The 12,272-nt window shown below is 49.2% G+C and carries 13 protein-coding genes; 12 read left to right on the plus strand and 1 reads right to left on the minus strand.

The genetic code is table 11. The features are described from left to right. The first annotated feature begins 379 nt into the window (after positions 1-379). Positions 380-901 (plus strand): hypothetical protein, encoded by a 522-nt coding sequence (locus Q0612_RS00170; RefSeq protein ID WP_298879205.1) that lies wholly within the window; start codon positions 380-382, stop codon positions 899-901. Between the two features lie 163 nt (positions 902-1,064). Further along, entirely contained in the window at positions 1,065-2,129 is a 1,065-nt protein-coding gene (locus Q0612_RS00175) for a hypothetical protein (RefSeq protein ID WP_298879207.1), read from the plus strand. 104 nt (positions 2,130-2,233) lie between these two features. Here Q0612_RS00175 and Q0612_RS00180 read toward each other — a convergent pair whose 3' ends face one another. Beyond that, positions 2,234-3,127: an Rpn family recombination-promoting nuclease/putative transposase gene (locus tag Q0612_RS00180; RefSeq protein ID WP_298879209.1), complete on the minus strand. Its 894-nt coding sequence runs from the start codon at positions 3,125-3,127 to the stop codon at positions 2,234-2,236. Positions 3,128-3,343: 216 nt separating this feature from the next. Here Q0612_RS00180 and Q0612_RS00185 point away from each other — a divergent pair, with 216 nt between their 5' ends. From Q0612_RS00185 to Q0612_RS00230, 10 genes are all read left to right on the plus strand, one after another. Next, positions 3,344-3,487, plus strand: a complete 144-nt coding sequence (locus Q0612_RS00185; RefSeq protein ID WP_298879211.1) for a hypothetical protein — start codon at positions 3,344-3,346, stop codon at positions 3,485-3,487. Between the two features lie 209 nt (positions 3,488-3,696). Further along, positions 3,697-4,488 carry a xanthine dehydrogenase family protein subunit M gene (locus Q0612_RS00190; protein WP_298879214.1) on the plus strand — a complete coding sequence of 264 codons (792 nt, stop codon included), beginning with the start codon at positions 3,697-3,699 and terminating at the stop codon, positions 4,486-4,488. Continuing rightward, a complete protein-coding gene (locus tag Q0612_RS00195; RefSeq protein ID WP_298879216.1) occupies positions 4,488-4,955 on the plus strand; it encodes a (2Fe-2S)-binding protein in 468 nt (155 codons plus the stop codon). The genes Q0612_RS00190 and Q0612_RS00195 overlap by 1 nt, the downstream gene beginning before the upstream one ends. Positions 4,956-4,970: 15 nt before the next feature. After that, complete coding sequence (locus Q0612_RS00200; protein ID WP_298879219.1) at positions 4,971-7,250, plus strand: xanthine dehydrogenase family protein molybdopterin-binding subunit; 2,280 nt, start codon at positions 4,971-4,973, stop codon at positions 7,248-7,250. Between the two features lie 98 nt (positions 7,251-7,348). Further along, positions 7,349-8,305 (plus strand): GTP 3',8-cyclase MoaA, encoded by a 957-nt coding sequence (moaA, locus tag Q0612_RS00205; protein WP_298879222.1) that lies wholly within the window; start codon positions 7,349-7,351, stop codon positions 8,303-8,305. Between the two features lie 24 nt (positions 8,306-8,329). Next, the gene (gene moaC, locus Q0612_RS00210; RefSeq protein WP_298879225.1) at positions 8,330-8,827 is read left to right on the plus strand and encodes a cyclic pyranopterin monophosphate synthase MoaC; all 498 of its coding nucleotides are present in this window, start codon (positions 8,330-8,332) and stop codon (positions 8,825-8,827) included. Continuing rightward, positions 8,803-9,753 (plus strand): MOSC domain-containing protein, encoded by a 951-nt coding sequence (locus Q0612_RS00215; RefSeq protein ID WP_298879228.1) that lies wholly within the window; start codon positions 8,803-8,805, stop codon positions 9,751-9,753. Before moaC ends, Q0612_RS00215 begins: the two co-directional genes overlap by 25 nt. Positions 9,754-9,758: 5 nt before the next feature. Continuing rightward, entirely contained in the window at positions 9,759-10,433 is a 675-nt protein-coding gene (modB, locus tag Q0612_RS00220; RefSeq protein ID WP_367181667.1) for a molybdate ABC transporter permease subunit, read from the plus strand. 2 nt (positions 10,434-10,435) lie between these two features. Further along, positions 10,436-11,227: a molybdate ABC transporter substrate-binding protein gene (gene modA / locus Q0612_RS00225; RefSeq protein ID WP_298879234.1), complete on the plus strand. Its 792-nt coding sequence runs from the start codon at positions 10,436-10,438 to the stop codon at positions 11,225-11,227. Positions 11,228-11,240: 13 nt separating this feature from the next. Continuing rightward, on the plus strand, positions 11,241-12,272 hold the full coding sequence (locus tag Q0612_RS00230) for a molybdopterin-binding protein (protein ID WP_298879237.1): 1,032 nt from the start codon (positions 11,241-11,243) through the stop codon (positions 12,270-12,272).

The following is a 12,272-nucleotide window of genomic DNA, read 5'->3' on the forward strand; positions in this document are numbered from 1 at the left end:
GGTAGCTGGAAGCGTAATGTTACCTGCAGTTTTGTAAGAACATACTTTAAGTTTACTTGAAGAGGAGAGAAAAGTCAAGGGAGAAGAGTATCGCCGCAGGCGATGACTGAGGGGTGTTTTAAAGCGGTAATCAGGCCTTTAACAAGGTAACAAGCCTCTCAACATACTTTTACTATAGCATACCAAGCAACTTTAAGCATGCTGGCAACTTCGTCTTAATATACGCTTAGCAAGATTTCCCGGCAGCATAAGAAAGCGTTTCCTACCATCTCCAGCAGGAAATTTTCGTCCGCCAGCGAATAAATATAAATATAGAGAAACTTAAGGATGATAGCTAGGATAATAAATCTAAAAATTGGTAGGAGGGTAACGCTAAAAGATGAATTTTGCCAGATATAAACGAATTGGAAAAATGCGATATGTTAAAAAGGGAACGGAAATTGCTGATGAGTATAGTGTGTACGCTACGAACGATGAAAAAGCAGCAGATGTGCTCTTTGAAAATGGCTTGTATAACGAATCTGCTTATTATTATATTCAAGCTATGGAAAAAGTAGTAAAGACAGCGATAAGCTCCAAGGTGGATGTGACGAATACTTATTATGCAGCTAAACTTAAGGATATAGGGCATTCGCTCGATTTAGCGATAGATTTTTTCCTTGAACTTTTAGTATATGGTAAAGATGATGTATTGGCGCAGCAATTAGAGCATCAATTGAAAGCTGTTGTCTTTAAAAATGTTCGTTTTAGTAGCTTGCATAATAATATACGCTATCCAATTTATAGTGAGAAAAGGGGTTCTTATGGTTTTTTAGAGATATCTGAAGAGGATTGCGAAGAATTGCAGCATATGCTTAAGGTTCTGAAAGAATATATGAAGCAGATTCAGGTTATGATTTGATGAAAAGCATAAAAAGGCGAACCGTTATGAAATACTCGAGCTTTAACTATGCCAAAGCATCGTGTTTGGCAAAACTAAAAAAGCTAGTCCATGCTCAGACGTAATGAAGCAATATTATAATGTAAAATGAATTTTGGCTTATGAATAATTAAGGAGAAATAATATGTCTGGCAAATCACTACCGAAACCTTGCTCAAAGACAGCATTGAATAAAAAATATCAGCTTCTTGCAATAGAAACAAAGGGACGTCTTGATACAGCGACTGAAAAGGGTAGAACGAATATTGATCTGCTTAGGAAATACTATAATGCTTTTTCCAACCTATATGGTGCTATTATCCTTGACGACGCTTGGGATATATTTAAACTGGTTGAAAAGACTATAATTTCAAAGAAGCAGATTCTGAAGAAGGATTTCCTGGCATTTTCAGAAGTAGCCAGATATGAAGCACATAACTATTTTGTACTGGAGATAGATGAGCTTTATGAGGCAGAAAAGCGTGGTGGCGCCGCCAGACGTTTTATTGTGAATAAAAAACTTTATAAAAAAGGTTATTCAAGATTCGACTTTTATTATCGGCTTGCTGATAAGCAATTAAATCATCCGTTATGCGTTTTGGATAGGGATGAACTGCTTTCCTGGGACGATCCGGGGATGCTTTGGCGCTCGGCTGAAGGAACTGCGTTAAAGTTGTTTGTCGAAAGCCTTAGCGTTGACAACGAATCTGCAAACAGAGATATTCATGGTGAGAAGATTGCAGGCAAGCGTTTAAAGGACTTTGTTTTCTGGCACGATAGTGAAGATTTTGCTTACTCATATGCTAAGCGCGAATGGGAAAAGAAAGAGCTGGAAGAATACCAGAACATAGTCGAATCCGAGAAAATACTTAGATCAATAGAGAGATACATTAATAGTGCAGTACTATATACCGAGATAAATAAGCAAATAGAGTTTATTTTAACTGATTTGCAAGAAGTTGGTGTATGTTTGACGGAACAGCAGTTTAAAATCTTTTTCAGGCTATACAGTGACTTTTCAAACAACAGCCGTAAATGGCCTTTATGTGGTTGGAAGCCAGTTGAACTCAGCAGGCTATATAATCATTTTTCTAAGCCGTCTATTTCGTTTGGCAAAAATATGCAGCAGGCATTTGAGGATGGAAGCATAAATAAGGACGAACTTATGGAAGGGATTAGAAAATTGGGGGTTGATGTAGTAGAGGAGTAAAGTGAGTGAAAATACTGCATAAATTGACAGCATAAGAGCACATTAAACTAAAGGCGTTCTACCTGACTGTGGTAGAACGCCTTTAATTTGGGTGCGTGAGCTTATCAAGCCTGTTCAGCTTTCAAAGCTTCAACCTGTTCAATTGAGAGAGAAGTAGCTTTGGCAATATCCTGCACAGTAAGTCCCATGCTGAAAAGACGTTTAGCAGTAGCAAGGTTGGCATTGTTTTCGCCTTTGGCAATGCCTATAGCTTCGCCTTCAACAAGGCCTACGTCTTTGCCTTCAGCAAAGCCGATGTCCTTGCCTTCAGCAATACCTTCGCGCCGTTCATCCAACAAACGAGCTTCCATAAGCATAAATTCTCGCCTCACTTTCGTATCAAGTTTCAAGTAACTGATTTCATCGTCAATCTGCTTAGTGAAATCAGTAGTTACAATGTGATTATTGACATAATCATAAAAGCTTTTAAGATCCTTGGAGATTTCGCCATGCGTACCCTTAGTGTTCAAAAGCATCGTAGTTGCTTCATCCGGAAGCTCAAGCTCCAAATCCTCCAGACAGCGCTTTTTAAAGGTGTAGACGTAATTACCTTTTTCAAAGAAATCAAAAATGCAGATGAAGATGATGTAGGTCGGCGGCAGCAGGTCATAAGGCTGTCCCGCCTGCAGCAAATCAAAATCAAGCAGCGCCTGATAATAGCGCGAGCGTTTGGGCAGGACGAAGGCTTTGGTTTGGGGATTCTTTTTGTTCTTTACCTGCATCTCCAGATTATAGTGCGTATTCTTGTCATCTGCTACGATGATATCCAGGCGGATGCCGTGGCTCGTGTAGTTAGGATCAATAGTTTTTTCTGCCTCTATGTAGTTGATGTCTGCAATCTCAATCTGCAGCAGCTCCTCCAGCAGATGCTTGCAGATGCGCTTGCGCGACATAACCTTCTTGAAGATGAAGTCACTTTGAATCGTCAGGTTTGCAAATTTTGTTAGCAGGTCTTGCATGGTTTCTCTCCTTTCATTTTAACACAGATGTTATAAAAAATACATAAGCAGTGCCAAAACAAAAAAGAGCAGCACCCTGACGATTAAAAATCGTCAGTTTGTACTACTCTTAGAATGTACCAGATAAATGGCCTTGCTTAAGCTTCTGCAGCTAAAGTGGAGCTGCAGGATATACTGCTTATTTTCTTGTCCGTAGGTAAGGTAGCTGAAAGCGTAATGTTACCTGCAGTTTGGGAAGAACATGCTTTAAGTTTACTTGAAATTCAGGAGAATGTCAAGGAGAAGAGTGGATTCACCGTGTGCCACGCCAAGCTTACGGACGCAGAGGTGCGTGAGCTGGCGTCCAAGCTGACAGCATAATAACACAAACGTTTTTGGAAGTGAATATAATATAGCATTGAGTAAGACGTCTTATGGATTATTAATTTTAATGCACAAGCCGTTTGTACTTTCTTTCAATCAGATAACTTATGAGCCCATGTGCATTTTTTCTCTTTTCAATTACAGGAAAAATATGGTAAAATATAATAGAGTAAGTATGCAATACAAACAGAAGAGGAGGGCAGTATATGTTGACAATTCGTGAATATAAACAGGCAGCAACGCTGGAGGAGGCGTGGCAGCTGAACCAGAAGCGCCCCAACCGCGTGCTTGGCGGTATGCTGTGGCTGCGCCTGAGCAAGGGCAATGTGCAGACGGCGATTGATTTGTCGGCTTTAGGCCTGGATACAATAGAGGAAACTGAAACAGAATTCCGCATCGGTGCGATGGTGAGCTTGCGCCAGCTGGAGCTGCATGCAGGCTTTACTGCTTACAGCGAGGGAGCAAATAAGGAGGCGCTGCGCCATATTGTAGGTGTGCAGTTCCGCAATCTTGCTACCGTAGGCGGCAGTGTGTTCGGACGCTTCGGCTTTTCGGATGTGCTGACACTGCTTTTGGTAATGGACAGCTATGTGGAATTATACAAGGGCGGTATCGTGCCGCTGGCAGATTTTGTGAATATGCCGTATGACAGAGATATTCTGGTACGCATTATTGTTAAAAAGACAGCAGCGCATTACAGCTATAAATCCGTGCGCATCAGCAAAACCGACTTCCCGGTGCTGACCTGCGCGGCGGCGCTGACGCAGGAAGGCGTGCAGGCCGCAGTGGGCGCACGCCCGGCGAAGGCAGCGCTGGTAAAGGATGCCGAGCAGCTCGCAACTCTGCCTATGACTGCCGAGAAGGCACAGGCCTTTGCGGAATATGCTGCAGGCTTACTGCCGACGGAAACCAATCCGCGCGGCAGTGCTGCGTACCGTACACACCTGATTAAGGTGCTGACAGCAAGATGTTTAACAGAACTGGGAGGTAAGGCCTGATGGAGATAACCTTAACCTTAAATGGCAAAAAGCTGACACGTATGGTGGAGGATGATACAGTTTTACTCGATTTTCTGCGCAAGGAAGGCTGCTACAGCGTGAAGCGCGGCTGTGACACTACCAACTGCGGTTTGTGCACTGTATTTATGGATGATAAGCCGGTGCTTTCCTGTGCTGTTCTGGCAGCGCGTGCCGCCGGCCACAGCATCGTGACGATGGAGGGAATGCAGCAGGAGGCAGCGGAATTCGGTGCCTTTATTGCAGACCAGGGCGCGGAGCAGTGCGGCTTCTGCAACCCCGGCATGATTATGAACGCTATCGCGCTGCTGCGTGAAAACAGCGAGCCTACGGAAGCAGAAATCAAGGAATTTCTGGCAGGCAACCTGTGCCGTTGCTCCGGCTATGAGGGACAGCTGCGCGGAATCCAGAATTTCATCGCCTGGAAAAAAGCTCAGGCGCAGGCATAAGGAGGGGAGCTGCAGATGAAAATAGTTAACCAATCCTACCGCAAAAAGGATGCTATGCAGCTGGTGACAGGCCAGCCTGTCTACACCGATGACCTGGTACCTAACGATTGCCTGCTTGTCAAGGTGCTGCGTTCTCCGCATGCGAATGCAATTATTGAAAGCATCAACACCGCTATTGCAGTGAAGGTGCCTGATATCGAAGCAATTTATACCTGGGAGGATGTGGACCAGGACGGTGAGCGCTGCACCTACGCAGGCCAGACCTATCCCGAGCCCAGTCCTTATGACCGCCTGCTGCTGGACCGTCATGTACGCTTTGTCGGTGATATCGTAGCGATTGTTGCCGGCAAAACGGAAAAGGCTGTCGACAAGGCGCTGTCTTTGATTAAAGTAAAATATCAGCTGCTGGACGCAGTGCTTGACTTCCGCACTGCGTTGGATAATCCTGTGCTCGTGCATCCAGAGGATACTTGGAAGGCTCACTGCCCGGTCGGCGCCGATAATAAGCGCAACCTGTGTGCCCACGAGGTTATCGAGGACGGCGAGGTTGATAAGATTATGGCGGAATGCGATGTTGTTATCGACCAGACAACTCATACCAAGGCTGTACAGCAGGATATGATGGAGCCTTTCGTAACCTATTGCTCCATTGATACCTACGGCCGTCTGAATATCCTCAGCTCTACGCAGATTGTTTTCCACTGCCGCCGCATTATTGCGAACGCGCTGCATATCCCAAAAACCATGGTGCGCGTGGTTAAACCGCGTATCGGTGGCGGCTTCGGCGCTAAGCAGAGCTGTGTCAGCGAAATGTATCCGGCCTTTGTTACCTGGAAAACAAAAAAGCCGAGTAAGATGATTTTCTCGCGTTATGAATGTCATATAGCTTCCAGCCCGCGCCACGAGATGGAGGTGCGCGTGCGTCTTGGTGCTACCAAAGAAGGCAAAATCCGCGCGATTGATTTATATACTCTTTCCAATACCGGTGCTTACGGCGAGCATGGTCCCACGACCGTCGGCCTTTCCGGTCACAAGTCTATTCCTCTGTATCGTACCGAGGCCTTCCGCTTCGGCTTTGACGTAGTTTACACCAACCTGCAGGCTGCAGGTGCTTATCGCGGTTACGGTGCTCCTCAGGGCATCTTTGCCGTGGAGTCCGCTGTGAACGAGCTGGCGGCACGCCTGAAGATGGACCCGATTAAGCTGCGTGAGATGAATATTACGCGTGAGGGCGATATTATGCCTGCTTATTATGGTGCGCCCAATACAAGCTGTGCGCTGGACCGCTGCCTGGAGCAGGTACGCGAGATGAGCGGCTGGGAGCAGAAGTTCCCGCTGCAGCAGCTGCCTGACGGCAAGGTACGCACAATGGGCGTGGCTATTGCGATGCAGGGAAGCTCCATTCCTTACTGCGACGTCGGCGGTGCTACTCTCAAAATCAACGATGAGGGACATTACACACTGCTGATCGGTGCTGCCGATATGGGCACCGGCTGCGATACCGTTCTGGCGCAGATGGCAGCAGAGGTTTTGGAATGTGATTACGATAACATTACCGTATTCGGTGCGGATACCGACGCTTCTCCTTATGACTCCGGTTCCTACGCATCCAGTACAACATATATTACCGGCAAGGCCGTAGAAATCTGTGCACAGCGTTTGCGTGGTAAAATTTGCCAATTAGGCGCACGCCTGCTGGAATGCGGCACGGATCAGGTTGTCTTTGACGGACGCGAGGTGCGTGATACCGTCAGCGACAAGGCTGTAAGCCTCTTTGATATCGCCACCGCTTCTATGGTGAATAACGATATCGCTTTGGAAGAAACCGTGGAGCAGAACAGTGTACTGTCCCCGCCGCCGTTTATGGCCGGTGTGGCTGAGGTTGAAACCGATTTGCTGACAGGCGAGGCACAGGTAGTGAACTTCTATGCATCTGTTGACTGCGGTACTCCTGTTAACCCGCATCTGGCGAAGGTGCAGACCGAGGGCGGCATTTTGCAGGGCATCGGCATGGCGCTGATGGAAAACGTAACCTACAGTCCTAAAGGTCGTATTTACGAAAACTCCTTCATGCAGTATAAGGTTCCCTGCCGTGAGGATATCGGTCATATCTATGTTGACTTTGCCAGCAGCTATGAGGAAAGCGGTCCCTTCGGTGCCAAATCCGTGGGCGAGCTGGTAATCAATACTCCGGCTCCGGCGATTGCCGACGCAATTTATCAGGCAACCGGTAAGCGCTTCATGACGCTGCCGATTACCCCGGAAAAAGTTGCTATGGGCGTTGACGAAGAATAAGATTTTTATAAGCTGAAAACAAATGTGGTTGCAAGAGCACATTTGTTTTGGCAGGCGTTATTCTCGTGTGAGAGTGACGCGATGGAAGGACTACAATCATGTATGACCAATACAATCGCAAAATAGATTACCTGCGCATTTCCCTTACCGACCGCTGCAATCTGCATTGCCGCTATTGTCAGCCAGAGGTGAGTGAGCATGTGCCGCATAACGAAATATTGCGCTATGAGGAGCTTTTGCGTATTTGCCGCGCTGCGCTGCAGCTTGGCATCCGCAAATTCAAAATCACCGGCGGCGAACCGCTATTACGCAAGGGCTGCAGTGATTTTATCGCCGGCCTGAAGCAAATGGAAGGCGTAGAGCAGGTAACGCTGACGACGAACGGCACACTGCTTTCGCAGCAGCTGCCTGCGCTTATTGCGGCAGGTGTGGACAGCATTAACGTTAGTTTGGATACGTTGGATGCGGCGTATTACGCAGAGCTGACTGGCGGCAGCCTGGGCAGCGTTCTGAAATCATTGCAGGAGCTGCAGTTTGCAGGGATTCCGTTTAAGCTGAACTGTGTGCCCTTAGCAGAAAATGGTCTGGCCGATATTATGCAGCTGTTGAAGTTGGCGCACAGCTATAATGCGCCGTTGCGCTTTATCGAGCTGATGCCGCTAGACTGCAACACTAATCTGCAAGGTCTAAGCGGCAGTGAAATTCGCAGTCTGTTGGAGCAGGCAGGCCTGCAGCTGCAGCCAGACGCACAGCGCTACGGCAACGGTCCCGCAAGTTATTGGCGCATCGGCGGCTATAAAATGCCGGTGGGCTTTATCGAACCGCTGCATAATAAATTCTGCGCTGTCTGCAACAGGGTACGCCTTACCTCCGTGGGCATGCTGAAGCCCTGTCTTTACTGTAACGAGGGCATGAACCTCAAGCGCTTGCTGCGTGACGGCGCAAGTGATGCGGATTTGCTGCAGGCCATGCAGGAGATTATTTACGCTAAGCCTGCGGGACATAGCTTTGAGGTGGAGGCGGCAAGCTTTAATATGAGCCAGATAGGCGGATAAATACAGGCTTTGAAGGAGCAGACGATGAGTGAATTTACACATTTTGACGCTGCGGGCAATGCGCTGATGGTGGATGTCAGCGATAAGGCTGACACCGCAAGGGTTGCCGTGGCGCAGGGAAAAATCTGCGTAAGCAGGGAAATATATGAAAAGATTGCTGCCGGCAGTATGGCCAAGGGTGATGTGCTGGGCGTAGCGCGTGTTGCCGGAATCATGGCGGCCAAGCGCACCAGTGAGCTGATTCCGCTGTGCCATCTGCTGCAGCTGACGAAATGCACGGTAGATTTTGAGCTGTTGGCGGAAAACGGCAGCTATGCCGTACAGGCGCAGTGCCTTGTCAAGACTACGGGCAAGACAGGCGTGGAGATGGAGGCGCTGACAGGCGTACAGATTGCCTTGCTGACGATTTACGATATGTGCAAGGCCGTGGACAAGGCAATGGTGATTACAGATGTGCATCTGCTTAGTAAGGCAGGCGGAAAGAGTGGTGATTTCGTATGGAAGCAAGCATCAAAGGCATAATCAAGGCTGTTTGTATCAGCGAAAAGAAGGGTACAGAAAAGCATCCGGTTAATGAGATTGTCCTCAAAGAAAATTTCGGCATCGAGGGTGATGCCCACGCCGGGAAATGGCACCGTCAGGTGAGTTTGCTGAGTGCGGAAAAGGTGGATGAATTCAATGCGCGCGGTGGTGATGCCGCTATCGGTGCCTTCGGTGAAAATATTTTGGTCAGCGGTATCGACTTCAAAAAGCTGCCGGTAGGCAGCATCATGCGCAGTGGTGACGTAGTGATGAAGCTGACGCAGATTGGCAAGGAATGCCACAGCCACTGCACGATTTTTGCGCGTGTGGGCGACTGCATTATGCCGCGTGAGGGCGTTTTTGCTACGGTAGAGCATGGCGGCGTTCTGCGCAGTGGCATGGAGCTGGAGGTGACGCTGCCTGCAGCCGACGCACCCTTGCGCGCAGCGGTAATGACGCTTTCTGATAATGGTGCAGCTGGTGAGCGTGTCGATACCAGCGGCCCGCGGGCAGCACAGCTGTTGGCGGAGGCAGGCTACGAAATTGTGGAGCAGGTTTTGCTTCCTGACGCGCAGAAGAGAATCGAACGTGAGCTGATACGTCTGGCGGACAGCAGACAGGTTGATCTGATTATCACCACAGGCGGCACAGGACTTTCGCTACGAGATGTTACACCGGAGGCAACTATGGCGGTGGCAACACGCAACGTGCCCGGTATTGCGGAGGCCATTCGTGCGGAATCGCTGAAGATTACGCGGCGGGCGATGCTGAGCCGCGGCGTGAGCGTGGTGCGCGGACAGACGCTGATTGTTAACCTGCCCGGAAGCACTAAGGCGGTGGAGGAAGCGCTGGCAATCGTTTTGCCGCAGCTGGAGCATGGACTGCGTATCCTGAAGGGCAGCGCCCATGACTGTGCCAGAAAATGAGCGCAATTGACTGGTCACCGCTGTGGATTTCGCTGCATACTGCGGCAGCAACAATCGTTATAGTTTTCTTTATCGGCGTAATTATTGCCTGGTGGGTGGAACGGCTGCAGAGCCAAAGCCTGAAGATTTTTGCAGACGCTGTAATCACACTGCCCATGGTGCTGCCACCTACGGTAGCAGGCTTCTTTCTTTTATATTTCTTTGGCAACAACCGCATTATGGGACAGCTCATTTATCAGCTGACGGGTATAAAAATAGCCTTCAGCTGGCTGGCAACAGTGCTGGCAGCAGCGGTAATTTCGCTGCCGCTCATGTACCGCAGTGCGCGCGGAGCCTTGTCGCAGGTTGATAAGGGCATGCTGGAAGCGGCGCGCTCCTTGGGCATGACGGAATGGCGCATCTTCTGGCGTATTCATCTGCCTAACGCGCTGCCCGGTATTATTGCCGGCGGCCTGCTGGCCTTTGCCCGTGGCTTGGGCGAGTTCGGCGCCACGGCGATGATTGCCGGCAATATCGCAGGACGCACACGCACACTGCCGCTGGCAGTTTATTCTGCTGTGGCAGCAGGCGATTGGGATGCCGCAGGCTGGTATGTTGCCGTTATAGTAGGCATTTGCCTATTGGTAGTTATCGGTCTTAATTTTTATTTATATAAGACAAAAAAACAACAGGGGGATTAAAAATGAAAAAATTCTTATGCTTAGTATGGTCTTTGATGTTAGTAGTTATGGTTGCAGGCTGCGGCGGCAGTGATAAGCAGGCTGCTGCACCGCAGGCAGGCAAAACACTGCGTTTGGCTGCTGCTGCCAGCATGGAAAAGGTATTTACGCAAAAGCTCATTCCGCTGTATCAGCAAAAGCATCCGGAAATCAAAATTGAGGGCGTATATGATGCCAGCGGCAAGCTGCAGGCACAGATTGAAAGCGGTCTGGCAGCCGACGTATTTATTTCTGCAGCCAACAAGCAGATGAACGCACTCAGCGACAAGGGCTATATGGATAAGAGCACTGTAAAGCCGCTGCTGGAAAACAAGCTGGTGCTGATTGTGCCTAAAAGCGGCAGCGAAGTAAAAGGCTTTAATGATTTCAGCAAGGCTAAGCATCCTGCTATCGGCGATCCTGCCAGTGTGCCTGCAGGCCAATATGCTAAAGAAGCGTTGACCAAGCTGGGCCAATGGGATGCTATTCAATCTAAGGTAAGCCTTGGTACCAACGTAACCCAGGTATTGAACTGGGTTGCCGAAGGAAGTGCCGATGCAGGTCTTGTTTATGCTACCGATGCAGCACTCATGAAGGATAAGGTAACTGTTGTTGCCGAGGCTCCGGCAGGCTCTTTGAAGAAGCCGGTAATCTATCCTATCGGCGTGCTGGCAAAGGCTCCGCAGGCTGAGGCTGCCAAAGATTTTGCTGCCTTCCTGCAGACCGAAGAAGCTATGAAGATTTTTGCTGCCTACGGCTTTGCGCAGGCTAAATAAGAGGTAGATAAGCATGAAATTAATTCGTACTGAGGATGCGGTCGGCAGTGTTCTCTGCCATGACCTGACACAGATTATCAAGGGCGTTACCAAGGATGCCGTGTTCCGTAAGGGACATGTGGTGCAGCCGGAGGATATCCCGGTGCTGCTTTCCATTGGCAAGGAGCATTTATATGTGTGGGAAGCCGACGAAAGCATGCTGCATGAAAATGATGCTGCACGCATTTTGTGCGACATCTGTAAAAACACTATGATGGATGAATCGCCTGTGAAAGAGGGCAAGATTGAGCTGGCCGCCGCTGCTGACGGTCTGTTCAAGGTAGACGGCGCGCGTCTGCGCCTGGTGAACAGCTTCGGCCAGATGATGATTGCTACGCGTCACGGCAATACGCCGGTGAAAAAGGGCGATAAGCTCTGCGGCACGCGCATTATCCCGCTGGTTATCGAAAAGGAAAAGATGCAGCGTGTGCGCGAGCTGTGCGGTGATGAACCGCTGCTGCAGCTTTTGCCGTATAAAATCAAAAAGGCTGCCGTGCTGGCGACAGGCAGTGAGGTTTTCCATGGACGCATTAAGGATACCTTTACCCCCGTGCTGGAGGAAAAGCTGGCAGAGTTCAACGTGGAGGTAGTTTATAAGCAGGTTCTAGATGACAAACCGGAGCAGATTACCGCTGCGATTAAAACTGCAATTGAGGAAAAGGGCGCGGAAATGGTGCTCTGCACCGGCGGCATGAGCGTTGACCCGGATGATCGCACACCGCTAGCAATAAAAAACACCGGTGCACGCATTGTTTCCTATGGTGCACCGGTGCTTCCGGGGGCAATGTTTTTGCTGTCGTATTACGGCGAAGACCAGGTGCCTGTTCTGGGCCTGCCGGGATGCGTAATGTACGCTAAGCGTACGATTTTTGACCTGGTGCTGCCGCGTGTGCTGGCCTGTGACATCGTCACTGCCGACGAGCTGGCAGCCTTGGGCGAGGGAGGACTGTGCCTGAACTGCGCTGTGTGCACCTATCCTGCCTGCGGCTTTGGCAAGGGGTGGTAA

This window comes from uncultured Phascolarctobacterium sp. (genome assembly GCF_937920985.1).
GTDB lineage: Bacteria > Bacillota > Negativicutes > Acidaminococcales > Acidaminococcaceae > Phascolarctobacterium_A.